At 39.4% G+C, this 23377-nt stretch carries 22 protein-coding genes; 12 read left to right on the top strand and 10 right to left on the bottom strand.

The features are described 5' to 3' along the window. The first annotated feature begins 73 nt into the window (after positions 1–73). Genes dxs through K348_RS0116325 form a run of 3 tightly spaced genes read left to right on the top strand, consistent with a single transcriptional unit; the run spans position 74 to position 4841 of the window. Positions 74–2020 carry a 1-deoxy-D-xylulose-5-phosphate synthase gene (gene dxs, locus K348_RS0116335; RefSeq protein WP_029906618.1) on the top strand — a complete coding sequence of 649 codons (1947 nt, stop codon included), beginning with the start codon at positions 74–76 and terminating at the stop codon, positions 2018–2020. A gap of 12 nt (positions 2021–2032) precedes the next feature. After that, entirely contained in the window at positions 2033–3370 is a 1338-nt protein-coding gene (gene trkA / locus K348_RS0116330; protein ID WP_029906617.1) for a Trk system potassium transporter TrkA, read from the top strand. Between the two features lie 13 nt (positions 3371–3383). Further along, positions 3384–4841, top strand: coding sequence for a TrkH family potassium uptake protein (locus K348_RS0116325; RefSeq protein WP_029906616.1), 1458 nt, complete (start codon positions 3384–3386; stop codon positions 4839–4841). An 8-nt stretch (positions 4842–4849) separates the two neighbouring features. On the opposite strand, the gene K348_RS0116320 is transcribed toward K348_RS0116325, so the two are convergent. Together K348_RS0116320 and K348_RS0116315 are read right to left on the bottom strand one after the other, a co-directional pair. Further along, the gene (locus K348_RS0116320) at positions 4850–5803 is read right to left on the bottom strand and encodes a ketopantoate reductase family protein (protein ID WP_029906615.1); all 954 of its coding nucleotides are present in this window, start codon (positions 5801–5803) and stop codon (positions 4850–4852) included. Then, positions 5800–6636 (bottom strand): helix-turn-helix domain-containing protein, encoded by an 837-nt coding sequence (locus tag K348_RS0116315; protein WP_029906614.1) that lies wholly within the window; start codon positions 6634–6636, stop codon positions 5800–5802. The genes K348_RS0116320 and K348_RS0116315 overlap by 4 nt, the downstream gene beginning before the upstream one ends. Before the next feature lie 224 nt (positions 6637–6860). Here K348_RS0116315 and K348_RS19220 point away from each other — a divergent pair, with 224 nt between their 5' ends. The 5 genes from K348_RS19220 to K348_RS0116290 all read left to right on the top strand — a co-directional run bounded on the left by K348_RS19220 (position 6861) and on the right by K348_RS0116290 (position 10948). Continuing rightward, positions 6861–7400: a lipocalin family protein gene (locus tag K348_RS19220; RefSeq protein ID WP_029906613.1), complete on the top strand. Its 540-nt coding sequence runs from the start codon at positions 6861–6863 to the stop codon at positions 7398–7400. 24 nt (positions 7401–7424) lie between these two features. Next, on the top strand, positions 7425–8216 hold the full coding sequence (locus K348_RS19215; protein WP_029906612.1) for a glucose 1-dehydrogenase: 792 nt from the start codon (positions 7425–7427) through the stop codon (positions 8214–8216). A gap of 2 nt (positions 8217–8218) precedes the next feature. Continuing rightward, positions 8219–9265: a lactonase family protein gene (locus K348_RS0116300; protein WP_051697960.1), complete on the top strand. Its 1047-nt coding sequence runs from the start codon at positions 8219–8221 to the stop codon at positions 9263–9265. A 25-nt stretch (positions 9266–9290) separates the two neighbouring features. Beyond that, positions 9291–9617, top strand: a complete 327-nt coding sequence (locus tag K348_RS0116295) for a four-helix bundle copper-binding protein (protein WP_036930744.1) — start codon at positions 9291–9293, stop codon at positions 9615–9617. Between the two features lie 137 nt (positions 9618–9754). Continuing rightward, positions 9755–10948: an MFS transporter gene (locus tag K348_RS0116290; protein WP_029906609.1), complete on the top strand. Its 1194-nt coding sequence runs from the start codon at positions 9755–9757 to the stop codon at positions 10946–10948. 3 nt (positions 10949–10951) lie between these two features. On the opposite strand, the gene K348_RS0116285 is transcribed toward K348_RS0116290, so the two are convergent. The 3 genes from K348_RS0116285 to K348_RS0116275 all read right to left on the bottom strand — a co-directional run bounded on the left by K348_RS0116285 (position 10952) and on the right by K348_RS0116275 (position 14696). After that, positions 10952–12367 (bottom strand): tetratricopeptide repeat protein, encoded by a 1416-nt coding sequence (locus K348_RS0116285; protein ID WP_029906608.1) that lies wholly within the window; start codon positions 12365–12367, stop codon positions 10952–10954. A gap of 349 nt (positions 12368–12716) precedes the next feature. After that, positions 12717–14411, bottom strand: coding sequence for a glutamine--tRNA ligase/YqeY domain fusion protein (locus K348_RS0116280; protein ID WP_029906607.1), 1695 nt, complete (start codon positions 14409–14411; stop codon positions 12717–12719). Positions 14412–14435: 24 nt separating this feature from the next. After that, entirely contained in the window at positions 14436–14696 is a 261-nt protein-coding gene (locus K348_RS0116275; RefSeq protein WP_029906606.1) for a hypothetical protein, read from the bottom strand. 202 nt (positions 14697–14898) lie between these two features. Between K348_RS0116275 and K348_RS0116270 the strand changes: the two genes are divergently transcribed. From K348_RS0116270 to K348_RS0116260, 3 genes are all read left to right on the top strand, one after another. Next, complete coding sequence (locus K348_RS0116270; RefSeq protein ID WP_029906605.1) at positions 14899–16107, top strand: TlpA disulfide reductase family protein; 1209 nt, start codon at positions 14899–14901, stop codon at positions 16105–16107. 114 nt (positions 16108–16221) lie between these two features. Then, the gene (gene galE, locus K348_RS0116265) at positions 16222–17256 is read left to right on the top strand and encodes a UDP-glucose 4-epimerase GalE (protein WP_029906604.1); all 1035 of its coding nucleotides are present in this window, start codon (positions 16222–16224) and stop codon (positions 17254–17256) included. Positions 17257–17424: 168 nt separating this feature from the next. Continuing rightward, on the top strand, positions 17425–18129 hold the full coding sequence (locus tag K348_RS0116260; protein WP_029906603.1) for a hypothetical protein: 705 nt from the start codon (positions 17425–17427) through the stop codon (positions 18127–18129). A 70-nt stretch (positions 18130–18199) separates the two neighbouring features. Here the strand turns inward: K348_RS0116260 and K348_RS0116255 are convergent, their stop codons facing one another. The 3 genes from K348_RS0116255 to K348_RS0116245 all read right to left on the bottom strand — a co-directional run bounded on the left by K348_RS0116255 (position 18200) and on the right by K348_RS0116245 (position 20598). Then, positions 18200–18613, bottom strand: a complete 414-nt coding sequence (locus tag K348_RS0116255; RefSeq protein WP_029906602.1) for a DUF2000 domain-containing protein — start codon at positions 18611–18613, stop codon at positions 18200–18202. Between the two features lie 6 nt (positions 18614–18619). Next, positions 18620–19573 (bottom strand): bifunctional helix-turn-helix transcriptional regulator/GNAT family N-acetyltransferase, encoded by a 954-nt coding sequence (locus tag K348_RS0116250; RefSeq protein ID WP_029906601.1) that lies wholly within the window; start codon positions 19571–19573, stop codon positions 18620–18622. A 164-nt stretch (positions 19574–19737) separates the two neighbouring features. Beyond that, positions 19738–20598 (bottom strand): GyrI-like domain-containing protein, encoded by an 861-nt coding sequence (locus tag K348_RS0116245; protein WP_029906600.1) that lies wholly within the window; start codon positions 20596–20598, stop codon positions 19738–19740. 224 nt (positions 20599–20822) lie between these two features. Between K348_RS0116245 and K348_RS0116240 the strand changes: the two genes are divergently transcribed. Further along, complete coding sequence (locus tag K348_RS0116240) at positions 20823–21443, top strand: porin family protein (protein ID WP_029906599.1); 621 nt, start codon at positions 20823–20825, stop codon at positions 21441–21443. Between the two features lie 53 nt (positions 21444–21496). Here K348_RS0116240 and K348_RS0116235 read toward each other — a convergent pair whose 3' ends face one another. Together K348_RS0116235 and lpxK are read right to left on the bottom strand one after the other, a co-directional pair. Then, a complete protein-coding gene (locus K348_RS0116235) occupies positions 21497–22312 on the bottom strand; it encodes a purine-nucleoside phosphorylase (RefSeq protein ID WP_029906598.1) in 816 nt (271 codons plus the stop codon). Continuing rightward, complete coding sequence (lpxK, locus tag K348_RS0116230) at positions 22269–23369, bottom strand: tetraacyldisaccharide 4'-kinase (RefSeq protein WP_029906597.1); 1101 nt, start codon at positions 23367–23369, stop codon at positions 22269–22271. Before lpxK ends, K348_RS0116235 begins: the two co-directional genes overlap by 44 nt. Between the last annotated feature and the right edge of the window lie 8 nt (positions 23370–23377).

The following is a 23377-nucleotide window of genomic DNA, read 5'->3' as shown; positions in this document are numbered from 1 at the left end:
TAGCTTTTCTTTTATATATTTGCTTGTTTATTTACGCCTGTAAAAAGGCGGTTCTGAGAAGAAGAGAACAATTATGAGCGAACAAAATAATATATCGGTATTAGACAAGATAAATTTTCCTTCAGATATGAAGGATCTCAGCATAGATGAGTTGGAAACTCTATGCTCCGACTTGAGGACATTTATTATCGATCAGTTAAGCAACAACCCCGGGCATTTCGGTTCCAGCCTTGGTACAGTCGAACTTACCGTTGCCCTTCATTATGTATATAATACGCCTTACGACCGCATCGTATGGGATGTAGGACATCAGGCATACAGCCATAAAATACTTACCGGAAGAAAAGAAAAGTTTCATACCAACCGCCGTTTCGGGGGACTAGCAGGTTTTCCAAGTCCGACCGAGAGCGAATACGACGCTTTTATTGCGGGGCATGCTTCCAACTCGATTTCTGCAGCATTAGGTATGGCCGTGGCATCAAGCCTGAAACATGAAGACAGGCATGTAGTGGCCGTAATAGGAGACGGTTCTATGACAGGAGGATTGGCTTTTGAAGCATTGAATAATGCAAATTCACAGCCTAACGATATGCTTATCATATTGAATGATAACGATATGGCTATCGATAATAATGTGGGAGGCATCAGGGATTATCTGGTAAAGATGACAACATCGCAGGCATATAACCGCGTGCGTAACGATGTATATCAGAAGTTTAAAAAAGGAAACCTTATCACGGAAAAAGGTAAAAACTTTATACTCAGGTTCAACAATAGCTTAAAATCTCTTTTAACTAAACAGCATAATCTTTTCGAAGGATTTAATATCCGCTATTTCGGGCCTGTAGACGGTCACGATTTGCGCGGGCTGATACGTGTACTCCAAAATATAAAGAATCTCAAAGGTCCTAAAATGCTGCATATCCATACCATAAAAGGTAAGGGATTTAAGCCGGCCGAAGTGTCTGCCACCGTATGGCATGCTCCGGGAAAGTTCGATAAGGAAACCGGGGAACGCATCATAGTAAGGTCGAAAGACCAGCCGCAGTTATATCAGGATGTATTCGGACATACATTAGTAGAACTGGCCCAAAAAGATGAAAAGATAGTAGGTATCACCCCAGCCATGCCGACAGGTTCTTCGATGACATATCTGATGAAAGAGTTCCCCGAAAGGGCATTCGATGTGGGCATAGCAGAAGCGCATGCAGTAACTTATTCTGCAGGCTTGGCAAAAGAGGGTTTAATACCGTTCTGTAATATATATTCTTCCTTTATGCAGAGGGCATACGATCAGGTTATACACGATGTCGCCCTGCAAAAGCTCCATGTAATTATGTGCCTCGACAGGGCAGGCCTAGTCGGTGAAGACGGCCCTACGCATCACGGGGCATTCGACCTAGCTTATATGCGTTGTATCCCGAATCTGATTATAGCATCTCCATACAACGAGCATTATCTCCGTCATCTGATGTATACAGCTGCTTATGGCAATAACGGGCCGTTTGTTATCCGGTATCCTCGCGGACAAGGTGAATTGTGTGACTGGGAATGCAAAATGGAAAAGCTTGAAATAGGAAAGGGACGAAAGCTTAAAGGCGGGAAAGACCTTGCAGTACTGACTATCGGCCCGATAGGAAATGCAGCAAGAGAAGCTATCGGCATACTCGAAGGAGATACAGGCTATTCTATAGCCCATTATGATATGATGTTCCTGAAACCTATCGATACTGAACTATTGAAAGAGGTTGCGGAGAATTTCACGGATGTGATGACTATCGAAAATGGCGTCATAAACGGTGGTATGGGAAGTGCTGTACTTGAATACCTTTCCGAAAATAATTATCATAATGTCAATGTAACCAGAGTAGGTTTGCCGGACGAATTCGTTACGCATGGTTCTGTCAAAGAACTGAACAGGCTATGCGAAATAGATGCTTTAGGGCTGGCAAAACGTATGCAGGAAGTTTTGAGTGAAATAAAGTCAACTCAATCGAAGCACGAAAAGGAATATAAATAGATACAGGTATCGATGAGAATAGTTATCGCAGGTGCAGGAGCCGTAGGTACACATTTGGCTAAATTACTATCGGTGGAAAATCAGGACATTGTACTGATGGATTCCGATAAAGAGAAGCTGAACTTCTCCAGTACCAACCTTGAAATGATGACCATGACAGGCTCATGTACCTCATTAAAAGACCTCACCGAAGTAGACATAGATGAAACCGACCTGTTTATAGCCGTTACCCCCGACGAATCTGTAAATATTACCGCATGCATGCTGGCTGCCAATATGGGAGCGAAGAAGACCTTTGCCCGTATCGACAATTACGAATATCTGCTGCCCAAGAATAAAGAATTCTTTGAAAAGCTAGGCGTAGGCTCTATGGTATATCCTGAGATGCTGGCAGCTAAAGAGATCGTTACAGCCCTCAAGCGTCCGTGGGTACGCCAATGGATCGAATTATGCGACGGCAGTATTATCCTTGCCGGTATTAAAGTTAGGGAGAATTCGGAACTCGTTAATAAGCAGTTGCTTGAATTAGGAAAAGAGGATAAAAAGTTCCATATAGTTGCTATTAAGCGAAAGAATATAACGATTATACCTACCGGAAGCGATCAGGTTCTGGCAGGGGACATCGTATTTTTTACCGTTACGAGGGATAATGTGAACGAGTTGCCCAAAGTAGCAGGCAAAGCAACCTTCGACGTCAAAAATGTAATGATAATGGGCGGAAGCCGCATCGCTATCCGTACCTGTCAGTATCTGCCGGATACCACAAATATAAAATTGCTGGAATCGGATAAGGAAAAATCATATCAGTTATTGGAGAAACTTCCTAAAAACGTCACGGTATACCACAATGACGGACGGAATGCTGAATTCCTGTTGCAAGAAGGGATAAAGGATATGGATGCGTTTATTGCTGTTACTGGAAATTCGGAAGTTAATATCTTAGCATGCATGGCGGCCAAACGTTTCGGGGTAAGAAAAACTGTGGCCGAAATTGAAAATATGGATTATTTCTCTCTGGCAGAAAATCTGGATATCGGTTCTATTATTAATAAGAAACTCATTACTGTAGGGAATATATACAGGTTTTTGCTGAGTGCCGACGTATCGAATGTAAAATCGTTGACCGTGGCCAATGCAGATGTGGCTGAAATCATTGCACGGCCAAATTCTAGAATAACAAAAAAGGAAGTAAAAAAAATCATATTACCAAAAAATGTGACATTAGGAGGACTCATCCGCAACGGCGAGCCTATGATGATCGATGGCGATACCCTTATAGAGCCTTACGATCATGTCGTTGTCTTTTGTCTTGATGATACATTACGCGAAGCAGAGAAGCTTTTCCACTAACCGGTAAAGATCAATGAGCAACTTTAATTATCGTTTCGTATTAAAAACAATCGGCTTTCTGCTTATCATCGAATCTATTTTCATGATGGCGGCAACCATTGTTTCCTATTACTGCCACGAAATATCAGGCGATTCGATACTTTTAAGTGCAGCAATAACTTTTCTTGCAGGTGTATCTATCCGTCTGACGGGTACCGAATATTATTCGAAACCGATAGGAAAACGCGAAAGCTTCTTGATGGTTGCCATGTCGTGGATTGTGCTCTCGGCTTTCGGGATGCTGCCGTTCTATTTCAGCGGTTCGATTCCCCATATCAGCGATGCCTATTTTGAGACTATCTCGGGCTTTACGGCTACAGGCGCTACCATACTCACCGATATAGAAAGTATGCCTAACGGATTACTCTTCTGGCGCAGCATAACGCAATGGATGGGAGGCTTGGGAATCGTGGTCTTTGTGGCTACCATATTACCCATGGGCGGCAACGCATCGGTATTGTACGATGCAGAGGTTACTGGAATAGGCTACGATCGCTTCAGACCGCGTATATCGCAGATAGCAAAACGGCTCTGGATGGTGTATGTGCTCTTAACAGGCGTGCTCATCTTCTTACTTTGGCTCGGCCCTATGAATTTATTCGATTCGGTGTGCCATGCATTTACCACTATATCCACTGCCGGATTTTCGACTAAACAGGCCAGTATTGCACACTGGAATTCTGCTTATGTGGAATACGTTATAACTATTTTTATGTTTATCGGAGGTATAAATTTTCCTCTCATTTATTTCTTTATGAAAGGCAATCCGATGAAATTATTAAAAAACGAAGAGTTTAAATGGTATGTCCTTATTATACTGCTCTTTGTTGCCATAATATCTTTCGGACTTTATTCTTCGGGAAAAATTGAAGGTGTGGAGAAATCTCTACGTACATCCTTGTTTCAGGTAGTTTCCATGATTACTACGACCTGCTTTTCTACCGAGAACTTTATTAACTGGGGATCATTTTACCAGTTTATCATGGTTATTTTTATGCTGACCGGAGCCTGTGCAGGATCTACAGCCGGAGGTATTAAGATAGTGCGTATAATCATACTTTTCAAGAACTCTATCAATGAATTCAAACGGCAGGTACATCCTAATGCCATTCTGCCAATCCGCCTCAACGATCGGGTGATTTCGATAGATATCGTAACTAAAGTACTGGCTTTTATCTTCCTCTATCTAGGTATTCTTATATTCAGTTGCTTACTGCTATCCCTGTCGGGAATGGAATTTGAGAACTCCTTAGGCGCTGCCATTTCCTGTATAGGAAATGTAGGGGGAGGTCTGGCCGAAATAGGAACCGACGGACATTTCTACGATGTACCAACAGCCTCTAAATGGTACCTCAGTTTCCTTATGCTGACCGGACGTCTGGAATTATTCACTGTCTTGTCTTTATTCATGCCGACTTTCTGGAGAAGATAATATAAATTCTAAATAATACTGTCTCTCAACTCCTGTAGATTCCTTGTATCTACACTATATTTTTCTCCGCTATTAATTATATCCTCCAGCATCTTTGTTATTTCTTTGTGCGAAGAGCTTAGATATCCGTCAAGCATGAGGCTCATATCCTCATTACTGAATATCTTTTTCATTATCGGGATACAGATAAAAAAAGGTAGATAGTATAACTTATTTACCTTCTCTTTTTTAGGGTCTATCCCCCTTCTACATGATATTTGAAAGCCTTCTCTGATTGCTTTTACCGACTTCTTAATGAGAGTAGTATTTTTCAGAAATCTTTCCATTGTACCTCCCGCACTTAATACTCCGGCTGAAAGCGCTGCAATAAATACACAATGAGGAACAAGCCAGTCGATAATTTGGGATGAGATAAAAGGCTTCATATCGGCTTTCTCTAATGCATCTGAGAGTTTTTGTATGCGCGGGCTTACTTCTCCGTTAGATTCTCCCAGCATAGTTTTTGAATACTTCGAACCGGAGATGACAGTATTCACAGTATCAGAAGATTTACCCCCACCCGCCATAAAAGGAAAGCCGAAGAAATATTGCTCAGAATTAAGATGTTTCGCAATCTCTTCAAAATCATCCCATATATTCTGAAAAAACAGTATGTGCGCTTCCCCTGCGCAATCTTTCAATACAGGTAGCACTTCTTTTAGATTCAGATAATTCACACATATAAGGATGTATTCGAAGCCGTGATCCGGAGTCAATGGATCTGTTACTTTCGGGAAAAAGGTTTCTTCGCCAGTTTGTTTTTGGCCGTTTCTGTAATCGGTATAGTGGATAGTAATACCGTTTGTTTCTACTTCACTTTTTCTGTCTTCTCTTACAAGCATTGTTATATCATATCCGGCTTTGCATAACTGCCAGCCATAAGTAACGCCTATTACGCCTGCTCCGTAAATCAATATTTTCATAGCATATCTGTTTTTATAATCGAGTGAGTAGGAGCATCCAAAAACGCCGACCGAAATAAGGAATGATAATCCGAATAAGGATCGCAAAGGGATAAATATTCCCTAGGGGTATAACCTGTAAAAGTTTTAAATTCCCTGATAAGATGGGATTTATCGGTATATCCGGTTTCGATAGCCAGTTGCATTAAAGCTATATCCGCACATGTCTGTATAAGACTTGCCGCTTTCTGAAAGCGCACTATACGTATAAAATCATTGGGATTGATTCCTATATATTCTTTAAAAAGACGGCTGAATTGTTTATATCCCAGACAAGCTGTTTGTGCCAAATTTGACATATTACTCTCACCGCTATCAATTGATTTTATAACTGCAGATAAACGGTGATGATGATTAGTAAACCGATAAAGTCTTTTCAATAGGAAATCTTCAATTATACGGATGCACGTATCATTATCTGCAGTCTCTATCAATTGGTCTTTCAATTCTGTTACTTCTGAATCGGACAATGCATCAATCTCAATATAGGAATTACAAAGTTCATAGATAGGTATATAGAAAAAAGCCATTGCTCCGGCAGGCTGGAAAACTATGGAAATAAAATCAACATTCCCCGAATAGGATAAATCTATATATTGCATGCCCTGCCCTGAAAAGCAGGAAATTGTATTATTCGTACCTGTTTGCCTATTCCGGTGAATAGTCAGCATCGTATGGCCGAAAGGGATAAGCCGTTGGGAACTTATTTGTGCATCCTCCAACGACAAAAACCAATATTGCTTTACATAGGGTGCAAGTAATGGTGAGGGTTCTATAACCTGAAAATTATCCATATGTCAACAAGCAAAAATAGATGATATATTTCTGTTTTGGGTGTATAAAACGGACATCTTTGGTGAAAAGGATATAGTACAGATACAAAAGCAAAAAAAACTTTTTATATCAAACATTTAGCTTCTGTTATGCGTTAACAAACAAGTCTCTTATTTATAGGTGACTTAGATAATATCCCCCGAGTTTATATTATTTTTTAACAAACAACATTTTAGTTATGAATATGAAGAATAGAAATTTAGCTATTGGCGGGATAATACTGGCCGGAGCAGCTCTGGCAATATATAAATCACTTAAGACAATACCTAAAGGCGCAGTGCCTGTAAGGCCATTCAATCTGAAAAAATATCTGGGAAAATGGTATGAGATTGCACGGCTCGACTACAGATTCGAAAAGAATCTGAACAATACCACTGCCGAATATTCACTGAACGAAGACAAGACAGTAAAAGTGGTAAACAAGGGCTATAACCCTAAAAAGAAGAAAGAAGAGGTAGCTGTAGGCGTAGCCAGATTCGTAAACGAACCGGACGAAGCCCGCTTAAAAGTGTCATTCTGGGGACCTATCTACTCCGGATACAATGTTATCGCTATCGATTCTAAATATAAGCATGCGTTGGTTGTAGGAAAGAACAGGAATTATATGTGGCTCTTATCGAAAGAGAAATCAATGCCGGAAGATGTAAAACTAGAATATCTTCGCCGAGCTATCGAATTGGGTTATGATGTTTCGAAGCTTGTATGGGTAGAGCATAACAGATAGTCTCACTTCAATAAACCGAAATAAATGTACAACGATCTGAATGGAAAGACCGGTGTTGTAACCGGCTCTTCCTCTGGTATTGGTGCGGCCATAGCCGAACGATTCGCTAAGGAAGGCATGAACGTGGTAATAAATTACTATCACGACAAAGATTCTGCAGACAAAATTGTAGATAAAATTGAACATATAGGCAGTCATGCTATAGCCGTGCGTGCAGATATGAAAAACGAGGAAGAAGCTGCCTTATTACTACAAACGGCTATCGAAGAATATGGCGATGTAGACGTATGGGTGAATAACGCCGGAAAGCAGAAGGCCTTTTCTTCACACGAAATGCCGTTGGAAGAATGGCAGTCGGTTATCGATACGAACCTTACAGGGGTATTTCTGGGATCGAGAGAAGCTCTCAAATATTTTCTTAGTAAAGACAAGAAAGGAAATATAATCAATATATCGAGCGTGCACGAAATAATACCACGTCCTACGTATGTGCATTATGCAGCAAGCAAGGGAGGAGTGAAATTACTGACCCAGACCCTTGCCCGCGAATATGCAAAAAAAGGAATAAGAGTGAATGCAATCGGCCCGGGAGGAATAGATACTCCTATCAATGAAAACAGCACTTCCGATCCTAAACAAAGGGAGAAGGACGAAAAAGCAATTCCTTTGGGATATATAGGTTCGCCCTATCAGATTGCCAATGTAGCGGCATGGCTGGCATCCGACGAATCGAGTTATGTTACGGGAACAACAATATATGCCGACGGAGGACTTTTATTATATCCTTCGCCCGACGATATCTTTTTAGACATATAAATATGAACGACGTATTACATCTATTTGCCGGGACATACACTTCCGGAAGCAGTAAAGGAATCTATATATACAGGTTTAATCTTCAGTCCGGAGATTCGGAGTATACCAGCATGATAAATGTGGAGAATCCTTCGCATATGGTTGCCTGTAATAGTCGCAGGTATGTCTATGCCGTATCGGAAAATGAGGAAAAGCCCTCATTTGTAAATGCATTCTTTTTTGACCAGAATAAGGAGAAACTGACGTTGCTCAACAGGAAGCCTACCATCGGAGAAGGCCCATGCAATATAACAACCGACTGTTTCCGCTCACGTATTCTTACTGCTAATCACAAAGGAGGAAGTATTAATGTATTCGATGTGAATACATACGGGCCTATATATGAAGCTTCTCAGGTTATCGAATTTGAAGGAAAAAATATCACTGCAGAAAACAAAGAGGAAGCACACATTCAATGTGTTAACTTTTCCCCCGATCAGAAATACATTTTTGCTACTGACCAAGGTACCGATAAGATCTATCGGTTTGAAGTTAATCCGAATGAGAAAGATAATTATATACGAAAGTCTACCCGTAAGCAATACAATGTACCGGAAGGTTCAGGCCCACGGCATTTCATTTTTCATCCTTGCGGACGGTTCTTTTACCTTATCAATCAATTGTCGGGAGCAGTTATGGCATTTTCTTATAAGAACGGCAATCTCGAAGAGTTACAGATTATCAGGGCAGATAAGTCCGATGCCAAAGGCGGAGATATAGCTATTTGCCCGAGCGGTCATTTCCTATATACCTCAAACAAGTTGGAAGGAGACGGAATTACTATATTCTGTATCGATGACCTCACCGGAAGGCTGACTAAAGTAGGTTTCCAATATACCGGAATGCGTCCGCAAAACCTGCTGATAACCCCTAACGGTAAATTCCTGCTTGCTGCCTGTCGCGATAGCGAAGTAATAGAGATATATAAGATAAACCCGAACAATGGGACGCTTACTCATATAAAGAAAGATATCTACATCGACCAGCCGGTATGCCTCAAATTTATATAATATATAATCAATAAATAGAGAACAGATGGAAAAAAAAGTAATGGATCTGGCCACTGTATTGGCTAATTGTCAGGCAATGTGTAACTACTGTTTCGACTCATGCCTGCATGAAGAGGATGTAAAGATGATGGCAAAATGTATAAAGCTCGATAAAGAATGCGCAGAGGTCTGCAGTGTGACTTTATCACTGCTTGCATCCAACAGTTCTTTCACAATGGATATATTGCAGGTATGTGCAAGAATATGCAGTGAATGTGCTCAAGAGTGTAAAAAGCATAATAATGAGCACTGTCAGGAATGTACTAAGGTATGCGAGCACTGTGCAGAAGCATGTAAAGCATACGCGGCTTGATTATTACAGGAAATATTGATATAAGAAGTAAGGCTTTGACAGTCTTACTTTTTTCTTTATATAAGGTTAAGCCTATAGGAATAGTACATATTGATAAATATTAGTTATATCTTTGCAGACTTTTTAAACTATCCGCAATGAATACAACTTCCCGTACTACCGGTACGGCCTTCACTATACTCTCACTGCTGGCAGTATGCCATATGTTCAATGACATGCTGCAGTCCATTATTTCGGCTGTTTATCCTCTTCTGAAAGATTCTTTGTTACTCGACTTTACGCAGATAGGATTGATAACACTCGTTTTCCAATTATCATCTTCGCTTTTCCAGCCTATAGTAGGTCTTATTACCGACAAAAAGCCTCAACCATACTCATTGCCCGTAGGCATGACATTCACCATGATAGGTATTCTGTCATTATCTATGGCTAACGATTTTATACATGTACTCATTGCCGTATTCATTACCGGAATGGGCTCTTCTATCTTTCATCCCGAAGCATCGCGGCTCGCCTACCTTGCATCCGGCGGAAAACATGGTCTGGCACAATCGCTCTTTCAGGTGGGAGGCAATTTCGGCTCTTCGATTGGCCCTTTACTCGCTCTATGGATAATAACCCCCTACGGGCAACGCAATATCGGTTGGCTGTCCATTATTGCCCTTGTATGTATCGGCATTATGCTTGTCATCAGCAAATGGTATAAGGCCAATTTATACCGCTTAAAACCTGTATCAAAAGATAATAGCAATATAAATAAAACTTCTGTCTATTCCCCGCGAAAGACAGCCTTTGCTATCTCGATTCTACTGATACTTATCTTCTCGAAATATGTATACATGGCCAGCCTAAACAGCTACTATATGTTCTATCTCATCGATAAATTCGGACTGTCAGTACATGATGCACAGCTGTATCTCTTTGCATTCCTCTTTGCCGTAGCTTTGGGTACCATAATCGGAGGGCCTGTTGGTGACCGCATCGGCCGCAAATATGTCATCTGGGTATCTATACTGGGAACGGCTCCCTTTGCCCTTATTATGCCTCATGTAGGGCTGATGTGGACATGCATACTGAGCATCTTTATCGGGCTTATATTATCTTCCGCCTTTTCTGCTATACTGGTGTATGCACAGGAACTGGTACCGGGAAAAGTCGGATTGATCGGAGGCCTGTTTTTCGGACTGGCCTTCGGAATTGCAGGAGTAGCCTCTGCCGTATTGGGAAAGGTAGCCGACAATACAAGTATACAATACGTATATGATATCTGTGCTTATCTGCCGCTTATCGGACTGGTGGCGGTATTCCTACCGAATACCAAAAAAATATAAGTATCAGTGTTTCAGATTCTTAAATAACGTACGGGCTTCACGAGCCTTGTTAAGATATGAAATAAGCATTTTGCGGTCAAAATTTTCTGGCGACTGGGGCGTGTACATCAGTTCGAATAAAGTCATCAATTCCTTATCTGTAAACTGATCCAGTATAATATTGAATTCCATTTCATCTCCCAATTCGAAATACAACAAGGCCAAACGTTGTTTTATTGCCAGATTATCTGCATCCAGTTCCAGTAATTTCTCGGTATAATAAGCGGCTTGCTGGTAATCTTCCTCTTTGATATATACCATAGCCAGCCTGTCGAGCAGTTGGAAATTATCCTGATTCTGATTGTAAACGCTTAAAAAATATATTTCCGCCTCTTTGTAATTCTGCTGATCGAATTCTATCTCGCCCGCAATCATATTCAGATCGAGCGAATAAGGACTTTCCCTTATACCTTTCTCAGCAATAGACATCGCCTTTTTATAATCTCCCTTTTCAAGATAAACATATGCCTGCTTGGTAAGTAATTCTACGCTTTCTCCCTCTGCCTTTTCATATTGAGCGAGACAATGCAGGGCTTCATCATACATTTCCAATGATTCGTAGCATTCCGATAATAAGAAATAAATAGAGGTATCTTTCTCATCGTTACGCAGAAGTTCCTTAAATATTTCTATAGCTTCTTCTACCCTTCCTGATAATGAAAGACAGTGCGCTTTGAGTTTGAGGACATTCGTATCAGAATCTTTGATAGTCAGTGCAAAATCAAAAGCATCTATTGCTTTCTCATACTCTTCCGTCAATGAATATAGTTTACCGAGATTAATCCACGCCTCATAAGTATAAGGCTCTATATCGAGTATCTTATTAGTAGTCTGAATAGCCGATTCGAAATCGGACAGCATTTCATGTGCATATGCCAGATCGGATAATACTTCTATATTTTCGGGATCGTATTTCAGGCTTTCATTGAAATACAGCACAGCTTCTTTGAAGCAATCGGCCTCGACATGGAGAAATCCCAATTCGGCAAATACATTATCGAGTATTTCGGTATCTTCTTTTTCAAGTAATTCTTCCGAATAGCGGAAAGCATCGGCATATTGTTCCAGTTGGAGATAACACTCTATACGCAACAGGTATAAATCGAAATCGTATTCCGTTGAACCGTCCAGTAATGAAAGGGCAAGTTCATACTCCCCGTCATATACGGCAAGCTTGGCTTTCTTTACAATTAAAGGAGTATTATTCGGATGAATGGCAAGCCCTGCGTCTATGACTTTTCTGGCAGTATCCAGATCATCCTGCTGATCGAAATAATCTGCCAGATCGCTGAATTCATCGGCATCGAAATAGGCATTCTTTCCCGATTCCAAAGCCTGTTTGTATCTTTTTACAAGTGTTGATATATCTTTATCCGGCATGCGTGGTGCTGTTTTAATTTAAAAAAGTAACAAAGGTAACGGGTATCAATTAATAATAATTATATCATTGAATTTATCCTATCATCTTAAATTACAAAACAATTTACAAAGCTAATGTAATGAAATAATTCTTTATTAATTTACATTAATTAACAATATATAGTTAAAAAGTAACGATAGTAACGGAAATCAATGTGCTAATTAGTAGATATGCCAATGTGCCAATGACGAAAGCGATCAAATAATGAACAATTAATAATCCTGTAACTTATGACTAAAAAATCTATACTAAAGAGTTAGTAGCTATCGGCTAAAAGCTAACAGCTAAAAATAATATAGATAAAAATCTTTACTTATCTTTTGCTTTTGCCCATGAATCTTTCAGCGAAACCGTGCGGTTGAAAACCATATTGTCAGCAGTTGAATCACGGTCGACACAAAAATATCCGGTACGCTGAAACTGGAACTTGTCTCCTGCCTTCGCATCTTTCAGATAGGATTCCATTTTGCAGCCCTGAAGCACTTTTAAAGAATCGGGATTGAGTAATTCGATAATATCGCGTCCGTCATCTGCCGGATTCTCCACCATAAACAGACGGTCGTATAGGCGCACTTCGGCATCGAAACAATCTTCTGTCGATACCCAATGGATAGTGCCTTTTACTTTGCGGCTGCTCTGAGGCATACCGCTCTTGGTCTGGTCATCATATTCGGCATATACTTCCGTAACATTGCCGTCCTCATCTTTTTTGCAACCTGTACATTTTACGATATAGGCATTTTTCAGACGAACTTCGTTGCCGGGAGTCAGGCGGAAATATTTCTTAGGGGCATCTTCCATAAAGTCGTCACGCTCAATAAACAGTTCGCGGGAGAATAATACGTGATGTGTACCTGCACTTTCGTCTTCCGGATTATTCTGAGCCTCCATTTTTTCAGTCTGCCCTTCCGGATAGTTCGTGATAACCAGTTTTACAGGGTTAAGTACTGCCGATACACGGTTAACCCGTTTATTCAGATCTTCACGTACGGCATATTCCAGCAAACCTATGTCTATCACACCGTCATATTTGGTATAGCCGATGCGGTCTATCAGGTTATGAATCGCCTCAGGCGTATATCCCCTGCGGCGGAAGCCGACAAGCGTAGGCATACGCGGGTCATCCCATCCTGTAAGTATCCTCTCTTCTACCATACGGCGCAGATTACGCTTGCTGAGAAGGGTATATGTAAACTGTAACTTATTGAATTCGTACTGATGCGGGCGATAATCGTCTGATGCCAGCTGATCTATAAACCAATCGTATAAAGGGCGATGTACTTCAAATTCGAGTGTGCACAATGAATGTGTCACTCCTTCGAAGTAGTCGCATTGTCCATGGGCAAAGTCGTACATCGGATATGCCTGCCATTTATTTCCCGTACGGTGGTGCGGATGCTTGATAATCCTGTAAATGATCGGGTCGCGGAAATGCATATTCGGTGAAGCCATATCTATTTTGGCACGAAGCACCATACTTCCCTCTTCTAATACGCCTTCATTCATCTTATTGAAAAGGTCGAGACTTTCCTCAATCGGGCGGTCGCGATACGGGCTATTAACTCCTGCCTGTGTAGGAGTACCTTTTTGCTTGGCGATTTCTTCAGCCGATTGTTCATCGATATAAGCTTTACCCTCTTTTATCAGTTGAACGGCAAAATCCCACAGCTTGCCGAAATAGTCGGATGCATAATATACATTCTCCCACTTGTAGCCCAGCCACTCTATATCTTCTTTTATAGAATCTACATACTCCACATCTTCTTTTACAGGATTTGTATCATCGAAACGAAGATTACAGACCCCCTTATATTCCTGAGCAATACCAAAATCTATGCATATTGCTTTTGCATGTCCTATATGCAGATAACCATTCGGTTCGGGTGGGAAGCGTGTCTGCACCCGTCCGTTATTTTTCCCCTCTTTCAGGTCGTTTTCTACAGCCTGTTCTATAAAGTTGAGGCTTCTTTTAGGTTCTTCCACGTTCAAAACATTTTCAGACATATGATTAGAAATATATTATATTTTTTATTCTTCTTCAACCTTGCCATACATATACGTACTGTAGGCCTTACTGAATTCATTATATTTTTCTGTCCCTTTGTAGCGGGAAACTATTTCTTTCGATTCTTTATATATTCTCTCTGCTTCCATCAGATTACCCGCTTTTACATATTCTATAGATTCCTTATTGAGCTCTGCCGCCTTTTTAGCATCGCTGTCGACAGTAGAACAAGCCATAAAGAATAAGGAAGAAAAGATAACGATCAATAAAGAAGCAAGTTTCATATCAAAATAAATCAGGCTACAAAGATAACTCTTTAGTTAGAAGTTGGACGTAAGATACAGCAAGTTTTTAGCAGTTTATAGGGCTCTTAAGGTAAAAAAGTCAATATTTACAATATAAGAAATAAATGTTGAGTATCGGCGTTAATAATAAAGATGCACAACATATTAATTTCTATTATTCAAAATCTTAATCCGATATCCCATGAGACTATTCATTTACCTTTTTCTGTCCGTAAGCCTGATTGGATGCAATACACCCCCTTCCGACACATTCACACTGGAAGGCTATGTGAAAAACGCGGGGGAATCGGAAACCGTTACGCTGTATTATTTATCATTGAAGAATAATAGATGGCAGGTAGTAGGCGATACATCAAAAATAGTAGACGGTAAATTCTCTTTTGAAGGAAAAATCGATGAATTAACCGGTGCCGATGTATGTTTCGGAAACCAAATCATCATGTATGATTTTCGCATATATCTGGAACCCACCCACATGAAATTAATTGTTGATAAAAATAATCCTTACAGCTATGAACTATCAGGAACAAAAGCTGAAAAAGAAAATATTGAATTAAAAAAAGAACTAGAGCTTGATGAAAAAAATATTCAAGAAAAAATAGATTGCCTTCAGGATATTATAAATCAAATGATTTTACTCAATGATAATCATGTAGCACAAGACAGCTTAAGGAATATACATGGGCAAAAGAGACCCGAATTAATTGCTGCCAATGAAAGGATAGATAAAAAACGCCTTGATTTTATATCGAAACACCCTGATTACCATATAGCGCCCGATTTACTATATATAGTCGCAAAAAGAGGGCTAATAAGTATAGATACCCTCAATAAGGTTTACAATAGTTTACCCGATGCGGCTAAAAAAACATTAGCCGGTAAGCTCGCTAAGAAGCAAATTGAACATAATGAAAAGCAGCAAAATAATAAAATATACGAAGTAGGAGATACTGCACCTGATTTCGAAAGAGAAGACACTTCCAGAAAAATAATCAAATTTTCTGATTTGGCACAAGATAAGTATGTTCTCATCGATTGTTGGGCAAGCTGGTGTGCCCCTTGCATAAAAGAAATTCCTAAAGTAAAACAATTACATAAACAATATAAAGATAAAGGATTAGCAATAATCGGAGTTTCGCTGGATGGAGAAAAAAATGACTGGCTGAAAGCAATCGATAAATATAAACTTGATGACTGGCCACAGGTACTCAGCAAACCAGACATAGATGAAACAGTCTTTATAGAAAATGACATATCCGATTCCTATGGTATAGAAGCTATTCCCTATTACGTTCTGATAGATAAACAGGGTAAGATTTTAGCTAAATGGCAATATCTTGGCGATGAACAGTTAAGTGAAATTGATAAAATCTTAAAATCCAAACAGTAAATTAATGGTGAAAATTCATAATTTACCGTCATTAATTTTTACAAAGTTTCCCTCTTCGCGTTAACTTTATTTACGATTTTGTATCTTTATGCCTTAATTAAAAACACACTGATAATGAAAGGGAAAATACTTGTAACAGGAGGAGCCGGATACATCGGTTCGCATACTGTTGTTGAACTGCAGAATGCAGGGTATTCTGTCGTGGTTATCGACGACTTATCAAATTCTACAGCCGATTCTATCGACGGGATAGAACGCATCACAGGCATAAGGCCCGTGTTTGAAAAACTGGATTGCAATGACCTCGAAGGATTAAAAAAACTGTTTACCGCACATCCCGACATCAAAGGGATTATACATTTTGCAGCAAGCAAGGCTGTAGGCGAATCGGTACAAAAGCCTCTGCTTTATTACAGGAATAATCTGAATTCCCTTATCAACCTTTTGGATCTGATGCCTCAGTTCGATGTTAAGAATATTGTTTTTTCATCGTCGTGTACCGTATATGGCGAGCCGGATGTAAACCCGATAGATGAAACTGCTCCGGTGAAGCCGGCAGAATCTCCATATGGAAATACCAAGCAGATAAACGAAGAGATAATAAAGGACTTTGTCCGCTCGGGAGCAGATATCAAAAGCATCATACTGCGCTACTTTAACCCGATAGGCGCACATCCGTCTGCTGAAATCGGCGAACTGCCTAATGGCGTCCCTCAAAACCTTGTTCCGTTTATCACACAGACAGCAATAGGCGTCCGTGAACAGCTGAGCGTATTCGGAGATGATTATAATACGCCTGACGGTTCGTGTATCCGTGACTTCATCAACGTGGTAGACTTAGCTAAAGCCCATGTAATTGCTATCGATCGCATGCTGGAAGACAAATCGCAGGATAAGGTAGAGATATTCAATCTGGGAACAGGCCGCGGAGTTTCGGTACTTGAACTTATCAATGTATTTGAAAAAGTATCAGGCAAAAAACTAAACTATAAGATAGTAGGACGCCGTGCCGGAGATATAGAAAAAATATGGGCAGAGCCTAAACATGCAAACACAGTACTCGGCTGGACTGCCAAAGAAAACATTGACGACACAATGGAGTCGGCATGGAAATGGCAATTGAAATTAAGAGAAAACGGGATAATGTAAGATAAATCCTGAATTGTATTATATCAAACGGAGTGAAGTATTTCTTTTTACGGGATATTTCACTCCGTTCTTTATAATTTAAGCTAGAATCTATACTTCTTTAATCTCTATTTCATTTATTACAATTACTTTTGCTTTCCATAATTTAATTTTAAAGAGACAAATACTATGAAGAAGACTTTATTTATTGTGTGTTTACTATTATTTGTAATGAACCTATCGGCACAAGAGCAGGTTATAGAAGGTGATTTAACAGCAACGGGAGAGATAAGAATAGGAAAAGATATCTCTAATAAATGGGGGCTGGGTAACAGATTAATTTTGAAAGGTACCGCTTTGAGTAATGATCCTGTATGGATCGCTAAATATACACCTCAACAGGAGACAACGGATTTAAGGATTAATGTGGGAGATGGCTTTGCAATTGAAGACCGTTTGGTTGTTGGTACTACCGAATGGGATACCAAAGTTTTTCATGAATGGTTTGTAGTAAGAATGGACGGTAATGTAGGTATAGGCACTCCCCAGCCGACTTCCAAACTGGATGTAAATGGCAGAATTAAAAGCACAACTCTTGATGTCAGTACATTAATCCGTGCCAAAGAAGTAAAAATCCAGATACCGGACTGGAGTGACTTTGTTTTTGCTCCCGATTATAATCTTATCAGTCTTTCAGAAGTAGAAAAGCATATCAAAGAAAAACAGCATTTACCCGATATTCCTTCTGAAAAAGAAGTGAAAGAAAACGGAATAGATTTGGGAACGATGCAGGCTAAACTTTTACAAAAAATAGAGGAACTGACTTTGTATGTGATTGAGCAAGATAAAAAAATAGTGGAATTACAGGAAAAAGTGGAAGAATTACAAAAATAAATGAATATTGACAAACGGAGTGAAGTATCCCGATAAATAGATACTTTACTCCGTTTTGCATTATATAACTCTATTGGTGAATTTTCAAACCATCGAGCGCTTTGCTTACTTTTCTATTCTCACCATATATTATCATCCCTGCAAGCACCTGGTTCTCATCGGTATATTTACCTATTTCGATATGATTTTCTTCTTCACATTTTGTAGAAAATAGCGGCTCGGTATAGATACCGATAGATAAATCTCTGTCTTTAGCTCTGTTGAATGCTCTTTTTATCTCCTCATCATTATTGGCTGCATATATCATCATCGGTTGTTTTATAAAAGGCAAATAGCTTGTGCCCGATGCATTTACAAAGGGTTCTCCATGTATTTCCGGAAAACGTATAGCCACAGAAGAGGCCAGAAAGGAAACGACATTCAGTTTCTGCCAGTCCTTCAGGTCGTTTTTGATTACAATTGCAATCTTATTTTCGTATATCATTTTTTGCTATTTTAGTGTCAATTCCATTTGTATATTGCATCTTTTATAAGGCGTGGAATGCCCTACAACCTTTTTAAAACCCAATTTTTGATAAAGGTTGATAGCGGGTTTGAGTATGGTATTGCTTTCCAGATAGACATTAGATGCTCCCAGTTCAATAGCTTTGTTTATAGCAGCCCGTCCCAGCAGGAAACCTATATTTTTACCTTGAGCATTAGGACTGACAGCCATTTTTGCCAGTTCATAATCATAATGTTCGTCTTTCATTTTAAGTAAGGCACATGCGCCTACAGGCTGGTCTTTATACAATGCAATGAAAATATATCCGCCGTTCTTTAAAATATATTCCTCAGGATTATCCAGTGCCTTATAATCGGCTTCCTCCATTTCGAAATAAGACTTGATCCATTGTTCGTTCAGGCTTCTGAATATCTGCTGATAGTGAGGCGTATAAGAGATTATCTGTACATACTTACTTTCACGTGCTTTTTTCTCTTCTTCCACACGTTTCAGAAGCGACTTTTCGGATAAAAGAAATTCCCATTCTTCTATCGCTTTCCATAAATCGTTTTTAGTCTGACAGGAAATGCTGTCGATAGCAGCGGTTACATCAACATATTGTTCAGTGAGTTTTTCGGCAACGAGCTTGCCTTTTGCCGATAGTCCTACAACATTCCGCCTGCCGTCTGTCTTGTCTTTTAATTCTTTCACTAAGCCTTTTGCCACCATTTCTTTTATTATATTGCTTACCGAGGGGTGAGAATGTCCGATTTCTTTGGCAATGGCAGTTATTGTTTTAGATTCCCCTGCCGACAAGACAAAAAATACGGGAAACCATTTGGCTTTTAGATCCACATCATATAGTCTGTAAATTTGGGAAGCATTTTCAGTTATCAAGTCGGTGAGCATCCTCAGCCTGCTACCGATAGCCATTTTACCTGTTTGGTTGAAAAAATCCATTTATTTATTGTAATTAATTATGTAACTAGTTACGCAAATATAAAAGAAGTGTTTTTATTGTGCAAATGTTTCGCATATTTTTCAGTTCGAAATTATATAAGTCATATCAAAAGCCCCGAAAAGTAGTTTAACTTTTCGGGACTTAGTTCTTTGCTGCTTTATCCTTATTCTATAGGAATATACAATTCTGTTTTCAACTTGTCCGGAGTCACTCTATTGGGATCATTTATATATTTCTCGAATCCCTGCTCCATACGAAGCTTATATCCGCTTTCAGGCAGCCATTTGCGGTAAACAGTATTGAAAACATTCTCGAGGTCATCATATGGTCCTACATAAGTAAATATAGCAAACTTGCCTCCCAAAATTTCCCGCACGCCTATTTCTCCTTTCGGTTCTACAGGTTTGGTTATTACAAGGCATACATCTGTGCGGAGTTTTTCAGTTTCGGTTACTTTAGGATCGTCATGCGAGATAGATAGATGCTCGATTCCGGCGGAATATAGCCCGTTTTCTTTTACAAATGCCCATAGTTTCTTAAAAGCACCGGCATAATCTACTGTACGGTAATCGCCCTGTAAGCGTACGTATATTGCTTTTTTAGTTTCCAGCTCTACTATTTTAGGAGCTTTCAACTGCACATCGGAAGTCGGTTGTAATGGTTTCATAATGGTATAACTTTTATTATTTCTATAATCTGTCGGTGAAATATTATAGAACTGACGGAAAACCTTTGTCAGAGAAGAGGGGGTAGCATATCCCACATTATAGGCTATATCCTGAATCGGCAAAGATGTGTACCTCAACAGTCGGGCTGCAGTCTCGACACGTATCCTTACAATAAAAGCACCTATAGGCTCACCTACAATGGCACGGAATATTCTGTGGAAATGATAGACAGAAAAATTTGAAACGCCGGCCAGCTCGTTCAAATCCATTTCCTTATCCAGATTACTGCCTATATATTCTATTACAGTATTTATGCGTTTGGCATATTCTTCTCTGGTAATTGTTTTCTGTTCCATTGTCTATAGTTATTTCATTACAAAAGTATCTACCCTACGATTTATAAACTTTTCCAATCTTGCTAACTTACAAAAAAGATTATACTAATATATTTAATGCTGCGGAAACCCTATTACAAATGTATAATGTACTCACTTTCTTAACATTTTTTTGTTTAACAAAATTATTTATATAATTTTAGGATGTCTTAGAACATAGATTATTTATTAAATTAATTGATATTATGAGAATTATAAAAATTTCTTTTGCATTACTTATCAGCCTTATTGTCAGTACGAGTATGTTTGCACAGCTTCCCCTGACTTTCGGAGTAAAAGCCGGAATGAATTTATCTGAAATACAAAAAATGGAAGATAAAATTAAGGTGGGCTTCAACATTGGAGTAACTGCAGAACTTGCTTTGCCAAGCAATTTTTACCTATTGTCTGGTCTTGAGTTCACAACTAAAGGTGCTAAAGGCAAAGAAATGTCGCTCACTCTGCCCGGCGGAAAAAATTCTGTTACAGACAAAGCTTCATATAATGCCATGTATCTTCAGTTACCTATACATGCAGGATACAAATTTGATATTGCTCCCGGCACTAAACTTCTTGTTCACCTGGGACCATATTTTGCATATGGCGTAGGAGGAAAGATAAAATGGGATAAAAAAGAAATCGAAGATCAGGATTTTTTCCATGATGACAGTAACAAATTCGATTTTGGTATAGGCGGAGCTGTAGGAGTTGAATTCTTTGAAAGAATAGAAATCAGTCTTGCTGCGGATCAGGGTCTGACAAAAATATATAAGGATACTAAAATGAAGAACAGAGCTGCATATATCAATCTAGGATATAAATTCTGATACGATTGTAGAATAAATTAATAAAGAAGGGGTTCAAATGAACCCCTTCTTTATTAATTTATTCTATTTATCACTTCCTGCATTATATATGCCATTTTCGGTTGTGCAATTTTAGCGGCTTCCTGTACATCTTCGTGTGTTACTTCCACTATCTTGCCGATAATACCTATATCGGTAATTATAGAAAAAGCCATCACTTTCATTTTAGCATGATTAGCTACGATAACTTCGGGTACGGTAGACATTCCTACAGCATCGCCACCAATGATACGAAACCAGTTGTATTCGGCAGGGGTTTCGAATGTCGGGCCTTGTGTTCCTACATATACGCCGTGCTGCAGTTTTATATTGTTCTCCCTCGCTATTTCCATAGCCATCAGGCGAAGTTCCTTATCATATGCATTACTCATATCCGGGAAGCGTGTACCCAATTCATTATAGTTCTTTCCATGCAGAGGATGCTCAGGGAAAGTATTTATATGGTCGTCTATAAGCATGATATCGCCTATATCGAAGCTGCCATTCATACCACCTGCTGCATTAGATACGAAAAGGTAACGAACACCCAGTAATTGGAATACGCGGATAGGGAATGTTACTTCCTGCATGGTGTATCCTTCATAATAATGAAAGCGTCCCTGCATAGCAATCACATCCTTACCGCCGAGCTTTCCGAATATAAGCTTTCCGCTATGTCCTTCTACAGTAGAAACAGGAAAATTAGGTATACTTTCGTAAGGGATATCCCGTTTATCTGTGATTTCATGTACCAGTTCGCCAAGGCCTGTGCCCAATATAATGGCAATTTGTGGAACTACCGGTACGCTATTTCTTATAAAGGCGGCGGTTTCCTGAATTTTCTCTAACATGTTTAAATATCTTTTCTTTAAATTCTTCTTCCTTATCCAAAAATGAAACTTCGATAGGAAGATAATATATGTGTTTCTTTATATCCTCGTCTATATCGGTGAATAAAACCAGGCGTGTAGCATCTTTTTCTGTTACCAGAATTATTTTATTATCCGATAATGTATTCGTAAACCTGCTGACGAGATATTTTACATCTTTCGGTTTAAAATTATAATGGTCGGGATAAATTACCGTATCAATTTTATCTGTATATTCTTTCAGCTTTTTTAGTATAAGGGTAGGAGAGGCGATACCTGTTGCCAACAGAATATCTTTATCTTTCAGGATATCTAAAGGCTGCTCTTCGGCAACATCTTTAAATACCGGTTGCAACTGATTATATTTAAACTGAGTGAAATAAAGTCCCTGATATGGAAATGCATTTATATCATGCGAAATGATACGGAAATCTATCGGCTGCATATCGTCAGGACACTTCGTCACCATTATAATATTGGCATTACGGAGAGCCGAAGCCGGTTCCCTAAGTCGTCCGGCAGGCATAAGAGTATCTTCATATACCGGACGATTGAAATCCGACAGAATAATAGTATAAGAAGGTTTTACATATCTATGCTGGAAAGCATCGTCTAAAATGATTACTTCCGGCGCATTATCCAGTGCCAACATTTCTTTTATTCCTCTTCGCCTGTTGCCATCTACAGCTACAATAGCATCGGGAAATTTCTTCTTAATCTGGAAAGATTCATCGCCAAGATCGAGGCTGGTAGATTTTGCATCGGCAAGAACGAAACCTTTCGATTTACGCTTATATCCACGACTGAGAACCCCTACCCTATATTTTTGCTGCAGTAACTGCACAAGATATTCGGTATGGGGCGTCTTTCCTGTTCCTCCGACTGTCACATTTCCTACGCAGATAACAGGTATATCGAACTCTTCGTGTTTCAGTATTCCCCAGTCGAAAAATTTGTTACGTATAAACACAATCAGCCCGTACAACCATGAAAACGGCAGCAACCATTTATTGATATGTACGGACGGAATTTTTATCATTCTTATAT

Source organism: Prevotella sp. 10(H) (assembly GCF_000711235.1).
Classification (GTDB): domain Bacteria; phylum Bacteroidota; class Bacteroidia; order Bacteroidales; family Dysgonomonadaceae; genus Dysgonomonas.
This window is presented reverse-complemented; position numbering and strand designations above follow the sequence as displayed.